The sequence below is a fragment of the Ruegeria sp. AD9 genome (genome assembly GCF_056542305.1).
Genome location: NZ_JBQFZP010000004.1, coordinates 149306 through 172980, shown reverse-complemented (window position 1 = coordinate 172980; position 23675 = coordinate 149306). Strand labels below are relative to the sequence as shown.

Here is a 23675-nt window from a genome sequence, read left to right as displayed (position 1 = left end):
TAATGCCGCCCGAGGGGCCGCGACACAAGCCCAAAGCCAATGCGCAAGTTCCGGGTCGCGGCAGCGTGTCGCGCGCGCTATGGTTTGTGCCAGACAACGAGGTGCAACCATGAACGTCCAGACCCCCGAAAGCGGATACCACTATAACGTCATGCGCCGGGCAATCGACCTGATTGATCAGGGCGGTGAAACCCTCAGCCTCGATGAGTTGGCCCGCCAGATGGATATGAGCCCGGCGCATTTCCAGCGCCTGTTCTCGCGTTGGACTGGTGTGTCGCCAAAACGGTATCAGCAATACCTTACGCTGGGCCATGCAAAGGCGCTGCTGCGCGAACGGTTCACCACGCTTGAAACCGCCCATAATGTCGGCCTGTCCGGCAGTGGCCGCCTGCATGATCTGTTCCTGAAATGGGAATCCATGAGCCCCGGCGAATACGCCCGCAAGGGCACGGGTCTGACGATCTACTGGGGCTGGTTCGAATGCCCCTTTGGTCCCGCGCTGGTCATGGGCACCGACAAGGGGATCTGCGGCATCGCCTTCGGGGCCGAAACCGGAGAGAAGGCGGCGATGGAGGATATGGTCTCGCGCTGGCCCAACGCGGATTATGTCGAAGATCCGATGCGCCTGCGCCCCTGGGTTCTCAGCGCTTTCGGCACGGCCAGCGACCGGTTAGAGCCGACGCCGCTCTACCTGATCGGCTCGCCCTTGCAGATCAAGGTATGGGAAGCACTGATGCACATCCCGTCGGGGCAGGTGACGACCTATTCCGAGATCGCGCAGCGCGTGGGTTCGCCGCAGGCCGTGCGCGCCGTGGGCACGGCGGTCGGGCGAAACCCGGTCAGTTGGCTGATCCCGTGTCACCGCGCCCTGCGCAAATCAGGGGGGTTGGGCGGCTATCACTGGGGTCTGCCGGTCAAAAGGGCCATGCTGGCCTATGAGGCGGCGCAGGCCGACGCCTGATTGACAGAAGGCCCGACCGCTGCCAAAAAGCAACGCAGGTTCGGGTCCCCTGCCGTTCGCGGCCATAGGCTTTGGTGAAACCCGGTTGAACAAACATCTGTTGCCCTTTCCCGGCGCGCGGATGGTAATGCGAACCCCGTCCTAAACTCGCGCCCGTTCAAGGAAACGAGGCAAAACATGACACTGTCACAAGACATCGCTCCGCTGGAGGAACTGAAAGAACAGGCCAAACGCCTGCGACGGAAACTGCACGTCACCGGCGTTCAGCTGTCGCACGGTCAGGCCCTGGAACTGGTGGCTCATCAACATGGGGTGCGCGACTGGAACACATTGCACGCGATGGCGGGCAACCGGATGCGCTTGCGCGTGGGCGACCGGGTCGAAGGTCGATACCTGGGCCAGCCGTTCACGGCGGAAATTCGTGGTCTGACAATGCTGGGGGACGGTGCACACCGCCGGGTGACCCTACAGTTCGACACGCCTGTCGATGTGGTCCGGTTCGACAGTTTCTCGGCCTTTCGCCAGCGCGTGACTGGAGAGATTGGCTGGGACGGTCGTTCCCGTCGCCATACGTCCGACGGGGAACCCCAGCTAGTGGTGCGGCCTGTCTGACATAACAAGGGCGAGGCAACCGCGTTGCCCCGCCCTCTCATCTTGCATTGCGCTGGGTGGATTATTCAGCCGCCCAGCCGCCGACGGATTTGACTTCCAGAAAGTCTTCCAGCCCCCAAACGCCACCTTCGCGCCCGTTGCCGGATTGCTTCATCCCACCAAACGGAGAGCCCGCGCTGCGCGACTGGCCGTTCATCTCGACCATGCCCGACCGCAGAACCCGCGCCATGCGGTTGGCGCGCGCCTTGTCCTGCGTCTGCACATAATTGGTCAGGCCATAAGGCGTGTCATTGGCGATCTCGATGGCCTCTTCCTCGGTGTCGAACGGGATCATGGTCAGGACGGGGCCAAAGATCTCCTCGCGCGCGATGGTCATCTGGTTGTTGGCATCGGCAAAGACCGTGGGGCGGACATAATAGCCCTTGTTCAGCCCCTCAGGGCGTCCGGTGCCGCCCGCGACCAGCCGCGCCCCTTCGTCGATACCTTTCTGGATCAGGTCCTGAATCTTGGTCCATTGAACCTCATTCACGACGGGTCCGATATGGCGGCCCTCGTCTGCGGCATTGCCCACCGTGACCTTGCTGGCGACCTCGGCCGCGATCTCAACGGCCTGATCATAGATCGGGCGCTGCACCAGCATCCGGCTGGGGGCATTACAGCTTTGGCCGGTGTTGTTCATCATATGCAGGACGCCGCGTTTGACAGCCTTTTCATCGGCATCGGCAAAGACCACATTGGCCCCTTTGCCACCCAACTCCAGATGCACTTTCTTGAGCGTTTCCGCCGCGTTCTTCGAAATTGCCGTACCCGCACGGGTCGATCCGGTAAAGCTGACCATATCCACGTCGGGATGACCCGACAGCTGCGAACCAACGCCCGGGCCATCGCCGTTCACCAGATTGAAGACACCGGGCGGGAATCCTGCCTCGTCCATCATCTCGGCAAAGATCATCGCATTCAGCGGGCTTTGCTCGGAGGGTTTCAGAACCATCGTGCAGCCCGCAATCGCCGCCGCACCGACCTTGAGCGTGACCTGGTTCATCGGCCAGTTCCAGGGCGTGATCAATGCGGCCACGCCAACCGCCTCATAGATGATCCGGTCATTCGGGGCGTGATCCCCCAGAGGGCGTTCAAACTGAAACGCCTTGGCCGCGCGGATGAAGTTCTGCAAATGCCATGTGCCTGCACCAACCTGCTGGCTGCGCGACATGTCAATCGGCGCACCCATTTCCAGCGACATGGCCTGCGCCAGATCTTCCGCGCGGGTCTTGTAGATGTCGATCAGCTTCTCGACCAGTGCGATGCGGGTCTCCACCGGCGTTGCCATCCAGCCCGGCAGGGCGGCCTTGGCGGCGGCAACTGCCGCATCCGTGTCGGCCTGCCCACCCAGCGAGATCACCGCGCACGGCTCCTCGGTCGAGGGGTTGATGACCTCGAAATCATTGGGTTGCGACGGCGCGACCCATTGACCATTGATATAGAAATTCCGATTTTCGATCATCCTGAGCCCTCCTGTCGGTTCAGCTAGAATCCGGCTGTTCGCCGACACTCTGTCACCCAAGCGAAGAGGGGGCAATAGATAATTTGATCAAATTATTTTTCCAGTGAAACCGGCGAATTCCTTGGCCGCGACCACGATGAAAGGTTTAACCTTCGCACAAAGTGATTAGGTTTCAGGCAATCGACTCGGATTTTCAACAGGAAAGGAAGTAGCCATGGGTTTGCGCATCAACGATACGGTCCCTAACTTCACCGCAGAAACAGATCAGGGCACCATTCAGTTTCACGACTGGATTGGCGACAGCTGGGCCATTCTGTTCTCGCACCCCAAGGATTTCACGCCTGTCTGCACCACCGAATTCTCGGCCGTCGCGCAGCTGAACGACGAATGGGCCGCGCGCAACACCAAGGTGATCGGCGTGTCGGTTGACGGTGTTGAAGACCACAAGAAATGGAAGAAGGACATCGAGGAATACGGCAAGGCCAATCCCAGTTTCCCGATCATCGCTGATGACGGTCTGGCCGTGTCGAAAGCCTTCGACATGCTGCCTGCCGAAGCTTACCTGCCCGATGGCCGCACCCCGGCGGACAGCGCCACCGTGCGGTCGGTCTTTATTATCGGCCCGGACAAGCAGCTGAAACTGTCGATGACCTATCCGATGACCGTAGGTCGCAACTTTGCGGAAATCCTGCGCGCGCTGGATGGGTTGCAGATGTCGTCGAAAGGTGTCGCAACGCCTGCCAACTGGGTGCCGGGTGAAGACGTGATCATCCCACCCTCTGTGTCGAACGAAGACGCCAAGGCCAAATTCGGCGCGTTCGAGACGATCTTCCCCTATCTGCGCAAGACCAAAGCGCCGTCCTGAGGCGGTTCCCGGGTCAGGGGGGCTGTCTGCCCCCCATCGCGCCTGCCGGCACGATTCCCCCCGAGGATATTTGGGGCCAGATGAAGCAGGCAGGGGCAGGATGACCTGAGAGAAACCTGCCCCTAGACCTCAGAACTTGTACCGAAGCCCGAAATTGACACTGAACGTATCCAGATCGTCTTCGACAATGCCGGTCAACGCGCCGTTCGGGGCCAGTCGCCGCGACGAGACGTCAAAGGCGCGGGCATAGCGGGCGTCGACGGTAAAGGCGGTTGACGGGTTGATCTCGTAAGCCACACCGGCGATCAGCTGCGCGGCAAAGGTGGTGTCGCTGTCATCCAGTACCACACCCGGCCCATAGGCAAAATCCAGATCCGAATAGGTGGCCCCCAGACCAAACCCGGCATAGGGCGTCAGCGCACCCGCCTGTTTGAAATCAAACAGCACATTGGCAAACAATGAGGTCTGCGTGACATCGCCCGAGATATTGCCCTCGGCCCCCGGCCCGTTGCCCGAGAAGTTCACACCATCCACGTCGCTGTCGCGGTAAGACAGCTCCAGCTCAATCCGCGTGCCGAACCTGTCATTGGACCATTGCGGGATCTCCTTGCCGATGGCCACGCCCAGACCGAACCCCGCGTCGAACTCCGTGTCGACCGATTGCGGCGCGCCGCCGATCGTGCCCGCGAAATCGCTGTCCTGCAGCTGGCTGTACCCGACAAAGCCCTGAACATAGGTGCCGTCGCCCAGGCTCTGCGCGGCAAGCGCCGTCGCGCTGACGGCGAGGGCCGTTGAGGTAAGTAAAACGTGCTTGATCATGATTGTCTCCGTTGCTCCAAACTCTGCTTGGCTTCGATGTGGGCGGGCTTGGCGGAAAGGAAAGGCGCGGGGTTATCACTTCGTTTCACAGGGTTTTGGACGCGCGTGAATGAATAGATCCGGGGCTGGGCAGGCCCGTTCATCTGCCGTCTCACGGCCCTCAGGTTCTGGTTCGGGGCAATTTGTGATAAGATGTTCCGGGGCAAAACTCAGGCATAAGACCAATCACCTCGGGCTGTCGGACTGTACTTAGCGGGAGAAGACCATGGCTTTTACAGATTGGTATGTTGAAGGAGAGAGTTTCGGGAACTGCAATTGCGGCTATGCCTGCCCCTGCCAGTTCGAAGAGTTGCCGACCCATGGCGATTGCCGGGGGTTCGAAGTGCTTGAGGTGACCAAAGGGCATTTCGGCGACACCGACCTCAGCGGGACCAAAGCCGCGCTGATCTATGCCTGGCCGGGGCCGATCTTTGAAGGCGGCGGCGAGATGCAGGTGATCGTCGATCCCGCAGCAACCCCGGCACAGCGCGACGCGCTGGAAAAGGTCTTTCACGGCGAAGAAACCGAAGAAATGGCGACGCATTGGTACGTGTTCAGGGCAATGTGCGAGACGGTCCATGACACGCTCTACCTGCCGATCGAATTCGAGATGGACCTCGAAGAACGCACGGCCAGCGTTTCCGTTGGTGATGTCCTGAAATCCACCGGACAGCCGATCCAGGCCCCACATGGCGGCGGCGCGCATCGGGTGCGCATCGATATCCCCGGCGGGATCGAGTTTTCCATTGCCGAGATCGGCAGCGCCTCGACCCGCTCTGATGCCGCGATCAAGCTGGACCTGAAGGACAGCTATGGCCAGTGGCATCTACTGAAACACGGCCCCGGCGGGGTTGCCCACTGATCGGCACCCCTGTCAGGCGGCGTGCGCAGATGTGTTCGGGACCGATGACCAGCAGGGCAGCGTCAGATCCGCCTTCAGCACCCGAACCTCAAAGGGTTTCAGCACCGGCAACGCGGTTGATCCATAGCCACCGGCACCGCAGGCCAGATCCGGGAACAGGGTGAACAGCTCGCGCCTTGTGGCGGGTGCCATCGCGCCCAATGTCGTGTCACCGGGATAGAAGGATTCGGACCAGATGCCTTCGACGTTCACCAGTTCATGCCGGTCAAAGAGGATATGGACGTATTCGACCCCTTGCGCGGGCAGCTCCTGAACAATTGTCCGCCCGTTGATCAGCCCCTTGGCCGGGGCCAGCATCGCGGTCTCGCAATGCATCAGCTCCATCATCGCCGAAGTGACGGCGATCCGGTGTTGTGGCGAGACGACCAGATCACGGCTTGGGCTGTTTGTCCCGAAACACCCCGCCTTGATCCGTACCGGGCAGAGATGAGGGTCCTGTTGCAACTCCTGCGCTGACAAGCGACGCCTGCCGATCCAACGCACCGGGCGGGTATGGCCCTTGGCGGTGACAACCGGGTCGCCGGGGTTCAGCGTCTCGACCCGGCGCAGCCCGACGGGCGTCCGGATCAGAGACCCGGCGGTGAAACACACGAAAGACGGCAAGGTCTGATACGTGGTTGGCGCTGCCGTCCCGCCAAAGCTGGTCCCCGAGATGGTATCGTTCAACTGTGCCTGACCCGAGGTGACGATGATGTAGCGCGGGTTCGAGAACTGAACCAGAATGAAGGTGACAGGCGCCCCGTTCACCGTTCCCGAATAGCTTTCGAAGGTGCTGAAATTCTGGCTTGTCCCGGAAAAACCGGGCAGGGCCGACAGGTCAAGCTGCGCGCTGTCAGGGTCAGGATCCTGCAACAGGGCGTCATTGTCGGTGATATCAACGGAATAAGCGGCGGTTATATCGACGCTTTTATTGCTGTAGGGGTCTGCGCTGATTTCGAAAACGGTAATCGAGGCCACGGTCGAAAAGCATCCCTGAATGCAACATGATCATCCTTATGGTTGAGTAAATACACGCATGAAGTGTTAACATTTGATTTACCAAGCCACGGGACACCCGGTGTTCTTGACCGCACGTACAAAAAAAGCCCCGGTCGAAACCGGGGCCTTTCGCATTCAATCTAAGGGTTGGCAGATTACTCTGCGCTTTCCTCTTTCTTTTCTTTCTTCTCGGGAACGATCTCTTCGCCGGTTTCCTGATCGACCACTTTCATCGACAGGCGGACCTTGCCGCGATCGTCAAAGCCCAGCAGCTTGACCTTCACTTCCTGACCTTCCTTCAGAACATCCGACGGATGGTTCAGGCGGCGGTTTTCGATCTGGGACACGTGGACCAGACCGTCGCGCTTGCCAAAGAAGTTCACGAAGGCACCGAAATCGACGATCTTGACCACCTTGCCGGTATAGACCTGACCTTCTTCCGGCTCGGCCACGATCGACCAGATCATGTCATAGGCCTTCTTGATCGATTCCCCATCGGGCGATGCGATCTTGATGACGCCATCGTCGTTGATGTCGACCTTGGCACCCGAAACCTCGACGATCTCGCGGATGACCTTGCCGCCCGAACCGATCACTTCACGGATCTTGTCGGTCGGGATGTTCATGGTCTCGATGCGCGGCGCGTGGACCGAGAACTCGTTGGTCTCGGACAGGGCTTTGCCCATCTCGCCCAGGATGTGCATCCGGCCGTCCTTGGCCTGTGCCAGGGCGGTTTCCATGATCTGAGGCGTGATGCCCGCGACCTTGATGTCCATCTGAAGCGAGGTGATGCCGTTTGCAGTACCCGCAACCTTGAAGTCCATGTCGCCCAGGTGGTCTTCGTCACCCAGAATGTCGGTCAGAACCGCGTAAGACCCGTCATCTTCCAGGATCAGGCCCATGGCCACACCGGCAACCGGGGCTTTCAGCGGAACACCTGCATCCATCATCGACAGCGAACCGCCGCAGACAGACGCCATCGAGCTGGAGCCGTTGGATTCGGTGATCTCGGACACCACGCGGATGGTATAGGGGAAGTCGGTTGGCGCAGGCAGAACCGCCTGAAGTGCGCGCCATGCCAGCTTGCCGTGACCGATCTCGCGGCGGCCGGGCGAACCCACGCGGCCCACTTCACCAACCGAATAGGGGGGGAAGTTGTAATGCAGCAGGAAGTTCGATTTGAAGTTGCCGTGCAGCGCGTCGATGAACTGCTCATCGTCGCCGGTGCCCAGCGTGGTCACGGCCAGCGCCTGAGTTTCACCGCGGGTGAACAGGGCAGAGCCGTGTGTGCGCGGCAGCAACGAGGTTTCGGCTTCGATGGCGCGAACATCGGTGGTCGAACGACCGTCGATGCGCTTGCCGCCCTTGACGACGTCACCGCGCAGAATGCCGGCTTCCAGCTTTTTCATCGCCGAACCAAGGTTGGCGTCTTCCAGCTGTTCCTCGGTCAGCGCTTCCTTGATCGTTTCACGGGCAGCGGCAACAGCGGCGGTGCGCTCCTGCTTGTCGGTGATCGCGAACGCGGCGCGCATCTGCTCTTCACCGGCAGCCGACACGGCGGCGTAAAGCTCCGAGTAATCGGGTGCGACGAATTCGAACGGCTCTTTCGCGGCGTCTTCGGCCAGCGAAATGATCAGGTCGATGACCGGCTGGATCTGCTCATGCGCAAAGTTCACCGCACCCAGCATTTCGGCCTCGGACAGCTCATAGGCTTCCGATTCAACCATCATCACGGCGTCTTTGGTACCGGCGACAACCAGATCCAGACGCTGTTCAGGGTTCAGGCGCAGGTCCTGCATGTCATCCACGGTCGGGTTCAGGACGTATTCGCCATCCACGAAACCAACGCGGGCACCGGCGATCGGGCCCATGAACGGCGCGCCGGAAATGGTCAGCGCAGCCGACGCGGCGATCATTGCAACGATGTCGGGATCATTGACCAGATCGTGGCTCAGCACGGTGCACATCACCAGAACTTCGTTTTTGAAACCGTCAACGAACAGCGGGCGGATCGGACGGTCGATGAGACGCGCGGTCAGCGTCTCTTTCTCGGTCGGGCGCGCCTCGCGCTTGAAGAAGCCACCCGGAACCTTACCGGCGGCATAATATTTCTCTTGGTAATGTACGGTCAGCGGGAAAAAGTCCTGACCGGGTTTTTGGCTCTTGGCAAAGGTCACGTTGGCCATGACGCTGGTTTCGCCCAGCGTGGCAATCACGGTGCCGTCGGCCTGACGGGCAACCTTGCCGGTTTCCAGTGTCAGCGTCTCCTCGCCCCACTGCATCGATTTCTTCGTTACATCAAACATATGCGTATCCTAGAACGGAGCACTCCCGCCCCTGCGGGTCTCCGGTTTTGCATGGCGGCCCCATTGCCGCCGACCCCATTTATCTTCCGTTCGAGTGCCGGGGTCAGGGCACAACGTCTCAGATACCGCGCGCATACATGAGAATGCGTTGGAAGGAAAGCGAAACCGAAAAAGCTGGCCGGATCATGCTGAGGCAGGCCCTGACCCCTCGCAGCGCGATACAAGGCACAGGGGCCGCATGATGGTGCGAAGCGTGCCATTGCCCCGTCCGGGAAATGGCCTGACAGAACCGGATCACTGCGCTAACCTCACTTTCATTGGGGGTGCGAATGAAAAGACGGCTTACGACAGTGCTGGCGGCTGACGTTGTCGGGTACTCGGCGCTTATGGATCAGGACCGGCAGGGTACACTTGCAGCACTGAAATCGTTCCGTGACGACACGCTCACTGCCCTGCTGGAAACCCACAACGGCACATTGATCAAAAGCATGGGGGATGGCTGGATCGCCGAATTCCGGTCAACGTCCGACGCGTCGGATTTTGCGATTGCCCTGCAATCCTGCGACAAGCCCGAAGGGCTGCGGCTGCGCATCGGTATTCACACGGGTGAGGTCATCACGGAAGGCGAAGACATTTTCGGTGATGGCATCAATGTCGCTGCCCGGCTCGAAGCATTGGCCAAACCCGACCAGATCCTGATCTCGGACACGGCGCATCACAGCCTTGACCGGGGCGATGCGGCCCTGTTCGACGGCGGCGGGCAGGCCGAGCTGAAGAACATCACGCGCCGCGTTGGTGTCTGGTGCTGGCCAAAGGGTTCAACCGCCCATCTTGCTACACCCGCCGACACTCGTCCGGGGATCGCCGTTCTGCCCTTCGACAACATGTCCGGCGACCCCGAGCAAGAGTTCTTTGCCGACGGCATAACCGAAGACATCATCACGGAACTGTCGCGCTTTCGCTGGCTGATGGTCGTGGCCCGCAACTCGTCCTTCATTTTCAAGGGAAAAACGACGGATATCCGACAGGTCGGCCTGACGCTCGGGGTTCGGTATGTGCTGGAAGGGTCCGTCCGACGCGCCGGACAGCGTGTCCGGATCACCGGGCAGTTGATTGATGCGGAAAATGGCAGCCACCTGTGGGCCGATCGCTTTGACGGGGTGCTGGACGATATCTTCGACCTTCAGGACAAGGTCACGCAAGAGGTCGTCACAGCGATCGAGCCATCGCTGCGCCACGCCGAAACGAACCGGTCCCGCGCCAAGCCGACCGAAAACCTCGAAGCCTATGAACTCTACCTTCAGGCGCTGTCGCATTTTCATCTGCTGACAGATGACGCCAATCGCGAAGCCATCCGGCTGACAACGCTGGCGCTGGACCGCGACCCGGATTACGCCGCTGCCGCAGGGCTGCTGGCCTGGCTGCATATTCAGCGGCTTGTGCAGGGGCTTGATCCCATCGGCGAAGGGCCCAAGGCCGCCATCAGCGCGGCTGAACGCGTTCTCATGAGCGACCGCTCCGACGGCATTGCCATGGCTTATGCGGCGCATTCAATCTCGATGCTGGCCCGCGACCTGCCGCGTGCGCGTGCGGCGTTCAAACAGGCGCTGGCCGAAAACCCCAATGCTGCAAGCGTCCACATGCTCGCCTCCATCAACCTGTGCATGTTGAACCGACCGGATGAGGCATTGGACCACGCAACACATGCCATTGAACTCAGCCCGAAAGACCCGATGCGTCATGCGGCACATATCGCCCGGGCAAGTGCGCTGTTTCAGCTGCGCCGGTATGACGAGGCCGCCGCCGCAGCGCGTGACGCTCTGGCCGTTCGGTCAGGATTTGTCATGAGCCACCTGATGCTTATTGCCGCCTTGGGTCAGATGTCCGATGCCGCAGCGGCGCAGGCGGCGATAAGCGACCTGAAAGCGCTGCGCCCGGATATCACCGCTTCCTCGGATCAGACCAGGCTGCCGATCTTTACCGTTCCGGCCTGTTCCGAAAGCTGGCGCGAAGGGTGGAAAAAGGCCGGTCTTCCCGAATAACGGCTGATCTACAGACACGCGTCCTGCTGCTGCCACGAAACGCCGCGCGCGCCCCGGCTGGCGGCGTCCGGGGGGGGGGCGACTGTCTGTTCAAGTGTGATGTTCACCACAGAGAGAATTCAAAACTCGTCTATTGTGCAGGCTTATTGTGTCAAAGTTAAAGAAAGTAGGTTTACCCATGAAGCTCCATTCCGCCTCTGGCATTTCATTCAACCCTGATGTGTTCGACGAGTCATTCATCGAGATGCTCGACAAGCTCCCCGAGGACGCGGTGGAGGACATCGACCTTGATGCAGGCCCCAAGATGCCGCTGATGACAGCCCCCGCCGCCGAACCAAGCGCGGCGGACGTGGCCGCGATCATGGAAAGCGCATGGGAAGAGCTTTATGCCTCAGACGAAGGGGCCGATATCCGCGCGCTACCGGCCGACCAGCAGGCGCAGATCAAGGCGCGGTTCCTGTCTCCCGACCCGATACCCGAGGCCGAAGCCGCCACGGTTCCCGTCGATGCCGCGCCGTTCTCGGTGCATGAAACTGCGGACAGCCTGATCCTGATGCAGGGGGACACGCCGCTTTTGGGGGCTCCGCTGGGCACCAGCAGGAAAAAGCGCAAGAAAGCTGCGCTGAACACCTTTATCGGGGCCGCCGCCAAGGCGTTTGCAGATATCATCACGATGGCCATGGCCGCGCTGGGGGTTTATCAGGCGCTCGGAACCAAGACAGTCACGCGGGCCGGGGCCGGGATTGCTGTCAAATGCAGCGGCCCGATCAGCCGCCACGCCGGTGCAATCGCCAAGGCCGGAACGGCGGGCAGCGATCTGGCCATGATGAAGGCAATGCTGGGCGTCGCCAAGGCGTCCGTCGGGTTCACCAAACTTGCGGGCATCGTTCTGACCGACATGAGCGGCCTTGAAAAAGCCGCTGCGATTGCCACCTGCGTCGGCGGCATGACACTGGCCGTCGCCTCGGCAAGCGGGTCGTTCTGGCTGTCGATGCTGGCGATGGTAACCGCGGTTGCGATGTTCGTGATCGACACCGCCTTGGCGGTCGATACCTACAAAAAGTGGCAGGCAATCTGACCAGAGACATCAAAAGCCATACCGAGCGGCGTCGCGGATGGGCACCGCGGTGCCGTCGCGGCTGTTTGCCTAAGTGCTCATGCTTCTGAGAACTCGTTGATAGAAGGCGCCGTCCGCATCCTCATCTGCACGACTTGCGACCCATTCCAAATCCAAATTAAGTGCCCCTACGGGAACGATCTTCCGCGCGATTTCGGGCGGAGTGGTTTTGTCAGTCCTTCCATTCTTCCAATCGTGAAAGGCTGATGAGTATCGAACAACCGCCCCGCTGGTCGGCAAATCGAGCAACCCGCCCTCGGCAAAGAACATCAACCCGTCACCCATTTCTTCCCCGATGAGTTTGAGCCTGTTTCCCAAACGATGTTTGAGGATGGCCACAAACACTATCGCCGCGGAAAACGTGAATTTATCAACAAGCACAACAACCTGCTTGCTTGCGATTTGCGAGATCGCGTCTATCAAAGGCATAGTCAGAAGAAAATCGCCGCCGGTGTTTCCGCGAACGTCAATCAAAAGCGTTCCGTTCGGACGGGCGCGCACGCGTTCCACCGCGGCTGAGACGGCTTTGTGCAGCGTTGTTTCGTTCGGAGCAAAAAAGCTCGGCAACGCTATTGATAGCCCAAGATCTTGCCAGTCCTTTATTTCCGCAAAAGTCTCAGGCACCCAGGTTGGATCATCCTTGCCGTGCTCATTTCTCGGGTAGAGCATCGATCCAGGAACAGTGTTTCCATTTGCCACTTTCAGATTGGTTATCTGCCCATTTTCGTCCTGCACACGGTACTCGGTCGTTCCACCGTTTGACGAAAAACCCAAACGTGCCAAGGCGTACGGCCAAGCCAAAAGAATCGGTCCGATGACTCGCTTCCTTTGGCACGTTCCCGCAAGAAACTGCTCCGCCTTTGCTTCAATCTGGCTCAAAGCTGCGCCGTTAACCGCAATCAGTTCTCCTCGTGGTGCAGTTATCTCTGGAAACGCGCCGACGAGTTGCACAGAACGCCCTACGCTCACGAACCTCAGCGGAAGCACTTTGATCGCATCGTTCGGGATCAGCCGTGTGTGCCCATTGTCGGGAAGTGCCAGTAGACGCATCGCGGACATCAAGAAGGCTTCGGTGGAGCCTTCCAAGGCGTATCGCCGGGTTTCACTAATGCAATTGTCTATCACCGCATATTCGATCTGCTGAAAGCTGGGATCGGTCGGCAAGACAGTTTCTAAAATTTGGTTTAGGTCTTCCGTGAGCGACATGCCTCACGATGCGCATGGCCACTCGTCAATGTCCAGATTGGGCTCACCTTGCCAACCGAGATTGAGTTTACCACTGCAGCTTTGGTCGGTTGGAATACTTGACATTCGTCCACATAAGAAAACGCCCGCCTATTGGGCGGGCGTACAAATCTTACAAACCGGGGTTCAGAACCGGTACAAAACGTAACAAATACGTTTAGCGGCGGATGCCCAGCTTTTTGATCAGGTCCTGGTAGCGCGCCTCTTCCTTGCCCTTCAGGTAGTCCAGCAGCTTACGGCGCTGAGCAACCATTTTCAGCAGACCACGACGACCGTGGTTGTCTTTCTTGTGGGTCTTGAAGTGCTCGGTCAGGGTGTTGATGCGCGAGGTCAGGATAGCAACCTGAACTTCAGGCGAACCGGTGTCGCCTTCTTTGGTTGCGAATTCTTGCATGACGCGTGTTTTTTCAGCGGCAGTGATCGACATCGGGGTCTCCTTTTAAGGTTAGGGTTGATGGCGCAGGCCGGGATGTCGTCCAGCACAGGCCCATGGAGAAGACCGCACCGATTCCGATGCGGATGGGCGCGTATAAGCGCATTTGACCCAAATGGCAAAGGGTTTCTGTGGGCTCAGGCCATCTGCCCGTATTGCGCCAACTGGGCTTCGGTGATCAGCTGAATGTCGGCCGCTGTCATCCCTTCGGCACCATATACCTGCGCAACTTCCTGGCCATCTATGAAAACCCTTGTCAGGTTGGCGTTTTCAGCGTCGACCTCAACCTCGATTGCCGGGTCGGCCTCATCCTCCCACGTCACCAGCAGCTTGTCTTCGCCGGGTTGAAAACCCATCACGGTCACCTGATCGTCGCCGGGGTTCAGCACGATATCATCGGCCCCGGCTCCGCCCGTCACCACGTCTTTGCCGCCTGCCAGAATGGTATCGTCACCCGCACCGCCGTTCAGGGAATCCCTTTCGGCGGCACCTTCTTCGATCCCGAAAACAAAGTCGTCTCCGTCCCCGCCAAAGACAGTATCCTCACCTTCGCCACCGTTCAGAACATCATCCCCGAACCCACCCTGCAACGCATCATCCCCGGCGCCGCCGTCCAGCCTGTCGTCGCCCTGACCGCCAAACAGTTCGTCCTCACCCGCACCGCCATCCAGAGTGTCGTCACCAAAGTGACCGTAAAGGGCGTCATCTCCGTCATCACCAAACAAAAGGTCGTCATCCGCCTCACCGTGCAGGACGTCATTCCCCTGCCCGCCCGATATCTCATCCGCGCCGTCGCCCCCGTGCAGAACGTCGTTGCCCTTGGCACCGTTTATCGTGTCGTCCCCGCCATAGCCGTTGATCTGATCGACACCGTCCTGCCCGGTAATCATGTCCGAACCATCGCCACCGGCAATCACGAGATCGCCTTCAAATTCCGAGATCACAGTCCCGGTGGAGGGTGCCTCGCCATTGTCCGGCGAAGGTTCGGTGTCAGCGTTTTCCGGGTCGTCGACACCCTCGCCGATGACCAGAAACTCACCGGTATCAACCTCGGCCGATGGCTCACCTTCCGGGTTTTCATCCGGCGTGTCGTCCTCTTCGATCAGAAAATCGCTCATCGCGTAAGCAGCGCCGCCGATGGCGGCCAGTCCAAGCAATCCGGCCAGAAACATTGAACCCCTCCGAAAGCATGATGCTCCGAGGGTGGAATATCCCATGTCGCCCGTCACCAGGTCAAAGGTAAACCTTTGAAATGGTTAACCCTTTGTCACCAGAGTTCAGGCTGCTGCGTATAGGCGATATAAAGCGGATGTTTGGGGTGACCGTCCTTGGTCAGGCCCAGATGGAACAGCGATTGGCCGGTGCCGCGCAACAGGGTTTCCACCGCAGGGCCGCGCTCCAGATGCGCGCCGTGCGTGCCCCAGGCCGCGATGACCTGATCGGCCCATTGCACGCCGTCCAGAATGGCCGCGTCATTCTCGGGCCCGACCGGATCGGCGGCAGCCCGCATTTTGCGCGGGTCGGTGTCGCGCCAGGCAAAGATGTTCGTGACCTGAAACGCGCCGAACCCAAGCGCGCGTGCGCGCCGTTCACAGCGTTCCACCGTCGGGTCGTTCTGCACCTCGGTCGCAGTTGACGGGTTCAGCATCACAAATAATGCCTTGCGCCCTTCAGGGTCCCAGATGCGGGTCAGGCTATAGCGGTATTTCTCGCAATCGGAATATATGGCGGTCGAGGGCGCGTCGCCCTTGGTATGGGAACGGGTGATCATGCCCTTCGCCTATCACGGCTCTCAGTCGACGAACACCCGGCTGGGGTGCAATTCACCGGATTTATAGATGCCAACGGCCACGGCCTTGCCGTCGAATGATGCCCAGGCCTCGTCGCCGTATTCAATGTCTGAGGCCAGCACCATGCCCGGATTGCCATTGCGCAGACGGGTTGCCCCCTCGGCAGTGCATTTCAACTCGGGCAGGTCGGACAGGCCGGTTTCCAGCGGGTGCAGATATTCGTCCAGCGCGGTTGTTTTCGCCATTTCGTCAATCTGCTCGATGCTTAACCCGTCCTCGGCCTCGAAGGGGCCGGACCAGATGCGGCGCAGTTCCTTGACGTGGGCGTGGCACCCCAGCGCCTCGCCCAGATCGCGGGCAATCGAACGCACATAGCCGCCTTTGCCGCAGGTCATCTCCAGCACCACATGGTCTTCGTCGGGGCGGTCGACAAGGATCAGTTCCTCGACCCAGAGGGGGCGGGCGGTCAGCTCCACGTCCTCACCATCGCGGGCCAGTTTATAGGCGCGCTGGCCGTCGATCTTCACCGCCGAGAATTTGGGCGGCACCTGCATGATGTCACCCAGAAACCGGGTCAGCGCCTGCTTGATATCGTCATCCGAGGGGCGCGTATCGCTTTGCGCGATCACTTCGCCCTCGGCATCGTCCGTGTTGGTGGCCTGCCCCAGGCGCACAGTGAAGGTGTAGGCTTTCAACGCATCGGTGATATAGGGAACGGTCTTGGTTGCCTCACCCAAGGCAATTGCCAGAACACCGGTCGCCTCGGGATCCAGCGTGCCCGCATGGCCCGCCTTTTTGGCATCCATCGCCCAACGCACCTTGTTGACCACGGCGGTCGAGGTCATGCCCGCGGGCTTGTCCACCACCAGCCAGCCGGAAATGTCGCGACCCTTGCGTTTACGTCCCATCATGCACCTTGAATCTTGCTAAGGCGCGCGAGTTAACGGATCACTCTGCCGCTGTCAATTTGCGGGCATTTCTTCGACTACGCCGACAATCGGCCCCAGCGAGAATCCGAGATCCGAGCGGTTGCTGGCCCGCTCATACATCCGCGAGATATTGCCGTCGAAAAACAGCGCGTTTGGTGTGCCAAGCACATCGCGGAACAGACGCCCGAACTCGTGGAAGGTGACATAATCTTCCGAGATCGCAAACACCGCTCGCGTACCGTCGGAACTGGTGCCGACCCCATTGCGAACATAAAGCGAGGTCGAATCGGGCAGGAAACGCGGGTGCAGTTCTCCGTCGATCACCAGCATTGGACCGGATTGGGTAGCAAAGCGGCAGGTGGGGGCCTGATCCACGTAATCAAGCGTTTCAAACACATCCGCCCGACCCTTGCGGATGCAGAACACGCCATTGGGCAGCAACCCGAAATTGCCGGGACCGGGGTTGGCGATCACACGCATCTGTTCCTGCCCGTCCTCGACATAGTGGCCAACGGGTGAACGGTCGTCGTGATACATGCCCGCGTTCATTGCAAAAGCCAGCCGTTTGCCTTCCGGGGCCAGCACTTCGTTGACCGACGAAAAATGCCCCAATACCTGACCGTCTTTGCCGTTCAGAAACAGCCGCAGATCTTCATTGGCGGCATCGACGTTGCAAACCGTATAACGTTTGTCCTCATGGGTCAGCTTTTCACAAGTGACCGCGCCTGCCTGCACGGCCCAGAGAAGCGTCGCCAATGTGACAAACGTGCGGATCACTCGTCCAGATCGCGGCGCACCGCGTCCTGTTCGAACATACGGCGGGTGTCGTCCAAACGGTCAAACGTGTCATCCAGCCGAAAGCGCAAATCGGGCGCGAATTTCAGGCCGACTTTCTTGCCGACCATACGCCGCAGCTCACCCTTGTTGCGGGCCAACAGATCGATCACGTCGTCCTGCCCTTTGCCGCCCAAGGGCAGCACATAGGCGGTCGCGATCTTCAGATCGGGCGAAGTGCGCACCTCGCCTACGGTGATCGACAAGCGGTTCAGGTCGGGGTCGTGGACATCTCCGCGCGCCAGAACTTCGGACAGGGTGCGACGGATCAGTTCGCCGACACGCAGTTGCCGTTGGGACGGGCCGGGGCCATCGTGGAATTTATTCTTTGCCATGTCTTCGATCTAAGCCGAAAGCAGGGCTTTGCCAAGCGGGCGCGAACGGGGTAGGAGGCTTTGAGCCGACATTGCCGACCTGAACAAAAAGGACCAGCGCTATGACCCATATTCCGGGGATCGTCATTACAGGGGCTTCGGGCCGTATGGGGCAGATGCTGATCAAGACCGTCACCGACAGCGATCAGGCGCGCCTGGTGGGTGTGGTCGAGCGGAAAGGCCATGACTGGATCGGTCAGGACGTGGGCAAAGCGATGGGCGGCCCCGCGCTGGGCGTGACCGTGACCGACGACCCGTTGGAGGCGTTTGCACAGGCGCAGGCCGTAATCGACTTTACCGCGCCCGAAGCGACTCTGGAATTTGCCGCGCTGGCCGCGCAGGCGCGCTGTGTGCATGTGATCGGCACCACCGGCATGTCCGACGAACAGATCGCAGCTTTGGAACCCGCGTCGCGCCATGCGGTGATCGTTCGGGCCGGAAACATGAGCCTTGGCGTCAACCTTCTGGTGCAATTGACCAAAAAGGTCGCGGCCGCATTGGATGAGGATTTCGATATCGAGATCATCGAAGGTCACCACCATCACAAGGTCGATGCACCTTCGGGCACGGCGCTGATGCTGGGTGAGGCCGCAGCCGAAGGGCGCGGCGTCGAGTTGTCGGATGTGTCCGACCGGGGCCGGGACGGCATCACCGGCGCGCGCAAGCGCGGAGATATCGGCTTTCACGCTATTCGCGGCGGCGACATTGTCGGAGAGCATGATGTCCTGTTCGCCGCCCCCGGAGAACGCATCGTCCTGCGCCATCTGGCCACGGACCGCGCCATCTTTGCCCGCGGCGCGCTGAAGGCGGCCCTGTGGGGGCAGGGCAAGGCGCCGGGTCAGTATGACATGGTGGATGTGTTGGGGTTGTAGGCGCTGCTAAACATACGCGGTCAAATCAACTAATCGAATGAATGCGGTGCTCCAAAAAAGCACCGCAGCAACAAGCGGTGCTTTTCTTACAAATCCCTGATTTTGTCGGCGCGCAGCGGGCAGGCGAGGTAGACGCCAAATTCCTGACCGATATCAGCGCTGACGCGGGCGTGCACCGCACCCTGCCGATCGAGGAACCGCTGGTTGTCTTCAACCGGGAATATCCCCTCGTGCCAGATACCGGGATGGATATACAGCCCGCGCGAACCGTCGCACCAAAACGCCACCACCTTTTCTGGTGTCAGGTTGTCGCCGGGCAACGCGGCAGGAATGATGAAGGGCTTTTTGTCGAGCGGCCAGAACATCTGCCCGCCATCCGGGTGGTAGTTCATGTGCCACAGCAGCACCTGATCGCGGGGCGCTGTTTGGCGGCTTGTCTGTGCCTGCTGCGGATCGGTGGACCAGCCGAGGACATAGTGACCATTGACCGCTTCGTTCTCGCCGTAAAGCACGTCGCCCTTCCACTCACCGCGAAAGGTACCTTCGACCCAGCCGCCTTCATCGCCGGTGCCTTCATCGATCGGCCGCCACCCCTGTTGTGGCCAGCGAGTGATCTCGATCTCGAACCCTTCGGGATCATCGACCAGACACCCATAACCTTTGACCGAGGCGTCCGTTGCGCGGATCAGGGGAACCTCGTGCCAGGGCAGCGAGGGTTTGGTGCTGGCTTCAAAGATGTATTCCGGGGCGTTCATGCGGCCTCCATGTGCTTGTCGACCATACGCTGCACCATCGGCGCAAAATGTGCAAAGTCAGGTGTTTCCATGTCGGCGCGTTTGCCGGCCTCATCCAGATAGCGGACCTGAATAATCTCTTTCAGGTTCGGGTTGGCTTCGAACACGGCAACTTCTTCGGCGCTCATCGGACCACCTTGCAGTTCCAACGTGTGAACCGACGCCGCGGACAGGCGATTGAAATACTCGGGCTTGGTGGCACAAAGATACCGCTTGGCCGCCACGTGGTAGCGGCAGCAATCGGTGATGACCGAGGGGAAGAACTGCTCCAACACCTCGGCGCCCGCGTCCTCATGATGACGGTCTTCGGTGTCATCCGGGTGGTAGGTGCCGAACTCGGATGTGAAATGGCCGATGTCGTGCAGCAAGGCGCCCACGATAATTTCCTCGGGCATCCCGTTCTGCTCGGCAATGGTGGCGCCTTGCAGCATGTGCTGGGCCATGGTGACAGGCTCGCCCAGATATTCTTCACCGCCGCGGCGCGCAAAGATGTCACCGATGAAGGCAACGATATTGTCCCGGTTCAGTGTCGAGAAATCGGGTTTCATTCCGCCGCCTCCGGATGCGCCATCTCCATCGCCGCCAGTGTGGACAGCAACCCGTCCTTGTCGGCGTAACATCCCTGCAACCAGCGCGATCCGGCCCCGGAATAGCCAAGCCGCGCGTGCAGGACGCGGGTGTTGTCGACGATAAAGCTTTCCCCCGGTTCCAGTTTGAACGACACGCCCATGGCCGGGTCGTCGATGATATCCCCCAATTGGCGATAGGCGGCGTAATAAGCCTCCATCTTGTCAAACGGCACATCCACAAAGGGGGCGGAAGAGCGGTTGTTGAAGCGGATGCCGATCAGCTCGCCATCCGGTGACAACTCGATCATCGGGCGGCGCGACCGCAGGCAGACCCCGTCCGAGCCCTTGTATTCGAACCGCGCCGGATATCCGGCCAGCAGGGCAAAGCCTTCGGGGTTTGCGTAACGCAGTTTTTCGATGGCGCGGAAGCCGTCAACAACGATGGACTCCCCACCTTCAGCCGAGTTTTCCAGACAATAGAGGATTTGCAAGGTCGGCACCGGGTCGCGATAGGGGTTGTCGGTATGCGCCTGAAGGCCAAGCCCGGTATAGGCAAGGTTTGTCGGGTTCACCTCGGTCCGCACCTCGAAATAGGGGCCATAATTGGTTTCGCGGACATAGCCGAACAGGTCAGCGACCTTCAGCAGCGATTCAGGCTCGGTCGGGCCGCCGGTCAGCTTGGCAAAGCCGAACTCGGCCACAGCGGCCAGCCAATTGCGCTTGGCCGCCGGGCTGGCATGGACCTCGTTCCAATCGCCGCTGGGCGCGGCGATGCCACTTTCCCAGGTCGTGATGCCGGGGGCGATGCGACCCAGCGCAATGTCATGATCGCGGTCATAGCCGTTTTCGGCCAACCAGTCCGCCGGGAAGGTAACGGTTTTGCCCTCAGGCTGGAACGTGACTTGCAGGTCACCCGCGACCACCTCGACTGAACTGACCGAAATGTCGGCAGGAATATCGCCGATAGTAATCAGGCGCTGACCGTTGCCCGGTGCGCGGGTATCAGCGTCCAGCGCGTTGTCGCGCAGCCAGATGGCGTGGAAACGGGCCTTGGTCCCGGTATCAAACGCGACTGTAACAATCGAGGTGTCGTGGGTGGCGGTGCGCAGCATTGGGGGTCTCCTGTTCGGCGCGGGCTTTGGTTGAGCAGATACGCCGTTCGTGGCATTACGACAATTAATCCTTATTTCGGCTGAGGCTTGGAAAAACTAATGGCTAAGAATAAGACCGGATTACCGCCGCTGGATTGGTTGCGCGTGTTCGAAGCCGCCGGGCGGCTTGGCGGGTTCTCGGCCGCGGCGAAAGAGTTCGGGTTGACGCAGGCCGCTGTCAGCCAAAGGATCGGCAATCTTGAGGCGTGGCTGGGCCGGTCCCTGTTTGTGCGCGAGGCGCGCGGCGTGTCGCTGACGGTCGAAGGTGAAAGCTATCTGCCGCTCGTGCAGGACAGCCTGCTGGCGTTGGAACGCAACACTGAGGATCTGTTTGGAAAATCGCCACGCGAACTCAGGGTCGCCGGGTTGTCATCAAACATTCACGCCCTTGTTGTACCAGCCCTGCCTGTGTTCCGAAATCTGCGCCCCGAGGTTCGGGTGATGACCGACTCGGTTGCGCGCCGGTCGTCGCTGGATGAGGAACGCACCTGGCTGCAAATCCGCTATGGTCGCGGCGTGTGGGCCGGGCGCGACGCGGCATTGATCGCGCATGAGGTGCTGGTGCCGATGGCCGCGCCGGGCGTTGAATGGGGTGCCCCCCTGATCGATCTGCGCGGCGAGCGTCCGGGCTGGCGCGAGTGGAACCGGAAATACGGGCACGGGGACGTCGCGCCATCACATGTCAGTTTCGATTCGATGGAACACGCCGTTTCGGCGGCAAGGCGCGGAATGGGGATTGTGCTGGGCTCGGTTCCGCTGGCGTCCGGTGATCTAAAGGATGGCCGGTTGCGCAGGTTAGAGCTGCCAGAGCTGCAGACCAAGGACGGATATTGGCTGACATGGCCCGAAGATCGGGCGCAGTCCAGAAAACAGCGCGCCCTGATCGATGATTTTCTGAAGGCGCTGCGCGGCTGAGGGCCTAGAAATCGATGGCGATGCCTTTCTTTTCCCAATCACCGTAACGGGCGGGGTCCAGCCCATCGCGCCCGCCCAGTTCCTTGGGCATTTCCCTGGCTTCGGCCTGGGCTTTTTGGCGGCGTTCTTCCGCTTCAGTCAGCGCGCGTTGGGCGGCGGGGGGCAGGTCTTTGCGGTCGTCACTCATGACATCGGGTTCCTTTCCGTGCATAGCCTTGATATACGCCCGCGTCCGCCAATGGCAATGCGGGCACAGGTCACATGAAGGCAGCACCATGACAAACAGCGCGACAGCAGCACGGCGCAGCGCAATCTATCTATTGGATCAGGTTCTGGGCGAAGGCCGCCTGTTGTCTGAATGCCTCGCTGCGGGCGCTTTGGATCGGTTGGGGCCAGAGGATCGCGCGCGTGCCCAGCGGCTGGCGTCGGAAACCCTGCGCGGGCTGGAGCGCGCCGACCGTCTGCTGGACAACCACCTGAACCGAACACCCGCCCTGACCGTACACAACGCGCTGAGGTTGGGTGCGGTCGAACTGTGCAACGGGGAAGCCGCGCATGGGGTGGTGAACTCCATGGTTGAAATCATCAGCCGCTCGCGCAAGCACGGGCGTCTGAAAGGGCTGGTGAATGCTGTTTTGCGCAAGGTCGCGTCCGAGGGTCCCGAGGCATGGCCGAAAATGCGTGTCCCGCGCCTGCCGGAGTGGTTGCGAGAACCTCTGATCGCGGCCTGGGGTGCCGAAGCGGTTGCCGGTATGGAACAGGCGCATTTCGCGGGCGCACCACTGGACCTTACACTGAAGCCGGGGGCAGAAGGCCCCCCGGGCGAAAAGCTGCCCACCGGGTCTGTGCGTATTCAGGATGCGGGTCAGGTCTCGGCCTTGCCGGGGTACAAGGCTGGGGATTGGTGGGTGCAGGACGCGGCAGCCGCGCTGCCGGTACGTGTTCTGGCACCGATGGCGGGCGAGAAGGTGTTGGACCTTTGCGCGGCTCCGGGCGGCAAAACGATGCAACTGGCTGCGGCGGGGGCCGATGTGACGGCGCTGGATGTATCCGCGGCGCGCACCGAACGCGTGCGCGAAAACCTCGCCCGGACCGGGTTGCAGGCAGAGGTCATCGTGGGTGACGCGCTGGACCATCAGGGTCAGTACGACGCAATTTTGCTGGACGCACCCTGCTCGGCCACGGGTACGATCCGCAGGCATCCTGACTTGCCTTTTGCCAAGGATGGCTCGGAATTTGGCGGACTGATCGAGTTGCAGGCGCAGATGCTGGCCCATGCGTGGACGCTGCTGAGACCCGGAGGGCGGCTGGTCTATTGCACCTGTTCGCTCTTGCCGGATGAGGGCGAGGTTCAGATCGAAGACGCGCTGAGCATGTATCCGGACATGCGTGTTGATCGCGCCGCTCTGAACTTACCCGGCATCGAAGACAACTGGATCACTGAGGAAGGCGGCTTGCGTCTGCGGCCCGACTACTGGCCCGATCGCGGGGGTATGGACGGGTTCTATATCGCCTGCCTGAACAAATCCGCCTGAGTGCACGCTTTTCGATGACTTGACGATCGGCGCGGTCTATCGTTGGGTCTCAAGCGCCAGCAGAGCGCAAGG

General features: G+C 60.5%; 24 protein-coding genes. 9 read left to right on the top strand and 15 right to left on the bottom strand.

From position 1 onward, the window contains the following. Positions 1–109 precede the first annotated feature (109 nt). Together ACR0AM_RS08075 and ACR0AM_RS08070 are read left to right on the top strand one after the other, a co-directional pair. Complete coding sequence (locus ACR0AM_RS08075) at positions 110–961, top strand: bifunctional helix-turn-helix domain-containing protein/methylated-DNA--[protein]-cysteine S-methyltransferase (RefSeq protein ID WP_480622598.1); 852 nt, start codon at positions 110–112, stop codon at positions 959–961. A gap of 177 nt (positions 962–1138) precedes the next feature. Continuing rightward, on the top strand, positions 1139–1573 hold the full coding sequence (locus ACR0AM_RS08070) for a glyoxalase superfamily protein (protein WP_480622597.1): 435 nt from the start codon (positions 1139–1141) through the stop codon (positions 1571–1573). A 61-nt stretch (positions 1574–1634) separates the two neighbouring features. Here ACR0AM_RS08070 and ACR0AM_RS08065 read toward each other — a convergent pair whose 3' ends face one another. Continuing rightward, positions 1635–3074, bottom strand: coding sequence for an aldehyde dehydrogenase family protein (locus ACR0AM_RS08065; RefSeq protein ID WP_480622596.1), 1440 nt, complete (start codon positions 3072–3074; stop codon positions 1635–1637). 214 nt (positions 3075–3288) lie between these two features. Between ACR0AM_RS08065 and ACR0AM_RS08060 the strand changes: the two genes are divergently transcribed. Next, on the top strand, positions 3289–3939 hold the full coding sequence (locus ACR0AM_RS08060) for a peroxiredoxin (protein WP_480517988.1): 651 nt from the start codon (positions 3289–3291) through the stop codon (positions 3937–3939). A 129-nt stretch (positions 3940–4068) separates the two neighbouring features. Here the strand turns inward: ACR0AM_RS08060 and ACR0AM_RS08055 are convergent, their stop codons facing one another. Further along, positions 4069–4758 carry an outer membrane protein gene (locus ACR0AM_RS08055; protein WP_480622595.1) on the bottom strand — a complete coding sequence of 230 codons (690 nt, stop codon included), beginning with the start codon at positions 4756–4758 and terminating at the stop codon, positions 4069–4071. Positions 4759–5023: 265 nt separating this feature from the next. Here ACR0AM_RS08055 and ACR0AM_RS08050 point away from each other — a divergent pair, with 265 nt between their 5' ends. Next, positions 5024–5659 carry a DUF1326 domain-containing protein gene (locus ACR0AM_RS08050; RefSeq protein ID WP_480560535.1) on the top strand — a complete coding sequence of 212 codons (636 nt, stop codon included), beginning with the start codon at positions 5024–5026 and terminating at the stop codon, positions 5657–5659. A gap of 12 nt (positions 5660–5671) precedes the next feature. On the opposite strand, the gene ACR0AM_RS08045 is transcribed toward ACR0AM_RS08050, so the two are convergent. Together ACR0AM_RS08045 and pnp are read right to left on the bottom strand one after the other, a co-directional pair. Continuing rightward, positions 5672–6676, bottom strand: a complete 1005-nt coding sequence (locus ACR0AM_RS08045; protein ID WP_480622594.1) for a Hint domain-containing protein — start codon at positions 6674–6676, stop codon at positions 5672–5674. A gap of 176 nt (positions 6677–6852) precedes the next feature. Beyond that, a complete protein-coding gene (gene pnp / locus ACR0AM_RS08040) occupies positions 6853–9003 on the bottom strand; it encodes a polyribonucleotide nucleotidyltransferase (RefSeq protein ID WP_480493947.1) in 2151 nt (716 codons plus the stop codon). 329 nt (positions 9004–9332) lie between these two features. Between pnp and ACR0AM_RS08035 the strand changes: the two genes are divergently transcribed. Both ACR0AM_RS08035 and ACR0AM_RS08030 read left to right on the top strand, forming a co-directional pair. Continuing rightward, entirely contained in the window at positions 9333–11045 is a 1713-nt protein-coding gene (locus ACR0AM_RS08035) for an adenylate/guanylate cyclase domain-containing protein (RefSeq protein WP_480622593.1), read from the top strand. 178 nt (positions 11046–11223) lie between these two features. Next, positions 11224–12123, top strand: a complete 900-nt coding sequence (locus ACR0AM_RS08030) for a hypothetical protein (RefSeq protein WP_480493945.1) — start codon at positions 11224–11226, stop codon at positions 12121–12123. A gap of 69 nt (positions 12124–12192) precedes the next feature. Here ACR0AM_RS08030 and ACR0AM_RS08025 read toward each other — a convergent pair whose 3' ends face one another. The 7 genes from ACR0AM_RS08025 to rbfA form a co-directional block, all read right to left on the bottom strand. Further along, entirely contained in the window at positions 12193–13368 is a 1176-nt protein-coding gene (locus tag ACR0AM_RS08025) for a S41 family peptidase (protein ID WP_480474256.1), read from the bottom strand. A gap of 196 nt (positions 13369–13564) precedes the next feature. Then, positions 13565–13834, bottom strand: coding sequence for a 30S ribosomal protein S15 (rpsO, locus tag ACR0AM_RS08020; RefSeq protein WP_480474255.1), 270 nt, complete (start codon positions 13832–13834; stop codon positions 13565–13567). A gap of 143 nt (positions 13835–13977) precedes the next feature. Continuing rightward, positions 13978–15012, bottom strand: coding sequence for a calcium-binding protein (locus tag ACR0AM_RS08015; protein ID WP_480622592.1), 1035 nt, complete (start codon positions 15010–15012; stop codon positions 13978–13980). A 95-nt stretch (positions 15013–15107) separates the two neighbouring features. After that, complete coding sequence (locus ACR0AM_RS08010; RefSeq protein ID WP_209598417.1) at positions 15108–15611, bottom strand: DUF1643 domain-containing protein; 504 nt, start codon at positions 15609–15611, stop codon at positions 15108–15110. 21 nt (positions 15612–15632) lie between these two features. After that, a complete protein-coding gene (gene truB / locus ACR0AM_RS08005) occupies positions 15633–16538 on the bottom strand; it encodes a tRNA pseudouridine(55) synthase TruB (RefSeq protein WP_480494047.1) in 906 nt (301 codons plus the stop codon). Positions 16539–16592: 54 nt separating this feature from the next. Continuing rightward, complete coding sequence (locus ACR0AM_RS08000; protein WP_480622591.1) at positions 16593–17336, bottom strand: phosphodiester glycosidase family protein; 744 nt, start codon at positions 17334–17336, stop codon at positions 16593–16595. After that, positions 17333–17728: a 30S ribosome-binding factor RbfA gene (rbfA, locus tag ACR0AM_RS07995; RefSeq protein WP_480622590.1), complete on the bottom strand. Its 396-nt coding sequence runs from the start codon at positions 17726–17728 to the stop codon at positions 17333–17335. Before rbfA ends, ACR0AM_RS08000 begins: the two co-directional genes overlap by 4 nt. Before the next feature lie 101 nt (positions 17729–17829). On the opposite strand from rbfA, the gene dapB reads away from it, so the two are divergent. Next, entirely contained in the window at positions 17830–18639 is an 810-nt protein-coding gene (gene dapB, locus ACR0AM_RS07990; RefSeq protein WP_480517976.1) for a 4-hydroxy-tetrahydrodipicolinate reductase, read from the top strand. Between the two features lie 86 nt (positions 18640–18725). Here the strand turns inward: dapB and ACR0AM_RS07985 are convergent, their stop codons facing one another. The 3 genes from ACR0AM_RS07985 to tmpA are packed head-to-tail and all read right to left on the bottom strand — an operon-like array spanning position 18726 to position 21114. Further along, positions 18726–19394: an ureidoglycolate lyase gene (locus ACR0AM_RS07985; protein ID WP_480622589.1), complete on the bottom strand. Its 669-nt coding sequence runs from the start codon at positions 19392–19394 to the stop codon at positions 18726–18728. Beyond that, positions 19391–19981 carry a (R)-1-hydroxy-2-trimethylaminoethylphosphonate oxygenase gene (gene tmpB / locus ACR0AM_RS07980; RefSeq protein WP_480482839.1) on the bottom strand — a complete coding sequence of 197 codons (591 nt, stop codon included), beginning with the start codon at positions 19979–19981 and terminating at the stop codon, positions 19391–19393. Before tmpB ends, ACR0AM_RS07985 begins: the two co-directional genes overlap by 4 nt. Then, entirely contained in the window at positions 19978–21114 is a 1137-nt protein-coding gene (gene tmpA, locus ACR0AM_RS07975; RefSeq protein WP_480622588.1) for a 2-trimethylaminoethylphosphonate dioxygenase, read from the bottom strand. The genes tmpB and tmpA overlap by 4 nt, the downstream gene beginning before the upstream one ends. A gap of 99 nt (positions 21115–21213) precedes the next feature. On the opposite strand from tmpA, the gene ACR0AM_RS07970 reads away from it, so the two are divergent. Further along, the gene (locus tag ACR0AM_RS07970; protein WP_480622587.1) at positions 21214–22068 is read left to right on the top strand and encodes a LysR family transcriptional regulator; all 855 of its coding nucleotides are present in this window, start codon (positions 21214–21216) and stop codon (positions 22066–22068) included. 4 nt (positions 22069–22072) lie between these two features. On the opposite strand, the gene ACR0AM_RS07965 is transcribed toward ACR0AM_RS07970, so the two are convergent. Next, positions 22073–22255, bottom strand: a complete 183-nt coding sequence (locus ACR0AM_RS07965; protein ID WP_480622586.1) for a DUF1674 domain-containing protein — start codon at positions 22253–22255, stop codon at positions 22073–22075. A gap of 88 nt (positions 22256–22343) precedes the next feature. Here ACR0AM_RS07965 and ACR0AM_RS07960 point away from each other — a divergent pair, with 88 nt between their 5' ends. Then, on the top strand, positions 22344–23603 hold the full coding sequence (locus ACR0AM_RS07960; protein ID WP_480622585.1) for an RsmB/NOP family class I SAM-dependent RNA methyltransferase: 1260 nt from the start codon (positions 22344–22346) through the stop codon (positions 23601–23603). The last annotated feature ends 72 nt before the right edge of the window (positions 23604–23675 follow it).

Bases quoted from the DNA above. Each gene is read 5' to 3' on its own strand.
- truB (WP_480494047.1), bottom strand. From the start codon at position 16,538: ATGGGACGTAAACGCAAGGGTCGCGACATTTCCGGCTGGCTGGTGGTG.
- tmpA (WP_480622588.1), bottom strand. From the start codon at position 21,114: ATGCTGCGCACCGCCACCCACGACACCTCGATTGTTACAGTCGCGTTT.
- ACR0AM_RS08050 (WP_480560535.1), top strand. From the start codon at position 5,024: ATGGCTTTTACAGATTGGTATGTTGAAGGAGAGAGTTTCGGGAACTGC.
- ACR0AM_RS07970 (WP_480622587.1), top strand. From the start codon at position 21,214: ATGGCTAAGAATAAGACCGGATTACCGCCGCTGGATTGGTTGCGCGTG.
- ACR0AM_RS08060 (WP_480517988.1), top strand. From the start codon at position 3,289: ATGGGTTTGCGCATCAACGATACGGTCCCTAACTTCACCGCAGAAACA.
- ACR0AM_RS07965 (WP_480622586.1), bottom strand. From the start codon at position 22,255: ATGAGTGACGACCGCAAAGACCTGCCCCCCGCCGCCCAACGCGCGCTG.
- ACR0AM_RS08065 (WP_480622596.1), bottom strand. From the start codon at position 3,074: ATGATCGAAAATCGGAATTTCTATATCAATGGTCAATGGGTCGCGCCG.
- ACR0AM_RS08025 (WP_480474256.1), bottom strand. From the start codon at position 13,368: ATGTCGCTCACGGAAGACCTAAACCAAATTTTAGAAACTGTCTTGCCG.
- rbfA (WP_480622590.1), bottom strand. From the start codon at position 17,728: ATGGCAAAGAATAAATTCCACGATGGCCCCGGCCCGTCCCAACGGCAA.
- ACR0AM_RS07985 (WP_480622589.1), bottom strand. From the start codon at position 19,394: ATGAACGCCCCGGAATACATCTTTGAAGCCAGCACCAAACCCTCGCTG.
- ACR0AM_RS08010 (WP_209598417.1), bottom strand. From the start codon at position 15,611: ATGATCACCCGTTCCCATACCAAGGGCGACGCGCCCTCGACCGCCATA.
- ACR0AM_RS08070 (WP_480622597.1), top strand. From the start codon at position 1,139: ATGACACTGTCACAAGACATCGCTCCGCTGGAGGAACTGAAAGAACAG.
- ACR0AM_RS07960 (WP_480622585.1), top strand. From the start codon at position 22,344: ATGACAAACAGCGCGACAGCAGCACGGCGCAGCGCAATCTATCTATTG.
- ACR0AM_RS08055 (WP_480622595.1), bottom strand. From the start codon at position 4,758: ATGATCAAGCACGTTTTACTTACCTCAACGGCCCTCGCCGTCAGCGCG.
- ACR0AM_RS08035 (WP_480622593.1), top strand. From the start codon at position 9,333: ATGAAAAGACGGCTTACGACAGTGCTGGCGGCTGACGTTGTCGGGTAC.
- ACR0AM_RS08075 (WP_480622598.1), top strand. From the start codon at position 110: ATGAACGTCCAGACCCCCGAAAGCGGATACCACTATAACGTCATGCGC.
- pnp (WP_480493947.1), bottom strand. From the start codon at position 9,003: ATGTTTGATGTAACGAAGAAATCGATGCAGTGGGGCGAGGAGACGCTG.
- tmpB (WP_480482839.1), bottom strand. From the start codon at position 19,981: ATGAAACCCGATTTCTCGACACTGAACCGGGACAATATCGTTGCCTTC.
- rpsO (WP_480474255.1), bottom strand. From the start codon at position 13,834: ATGTCGATCACTGCCGCTGAAAAAACACGCGTCATGCAAGAATTCGCA.
- ACR0AM_RS08030 (WP_480493945.1), top strand. From the start codon at position 11,224: ATGAAGCTCCATTCCGCCTCTGGCATTTCATTCAACCCTGATGTGTTC.
- dapB (WP_480517976.1), top strand. From the start codon at position 17,830: ATGACCCATATTCCGGGGATCGTCATTACAGGGGCTTCGGGCCGTATG.
- ACR0AM_RS08015 (WP_480622592.1), bottom strand. From the start codon at position 15,012: ATGTTTCTGGCCGGATTGCTTGGACTGGCCGCCATCGGCGGCGCTGCT.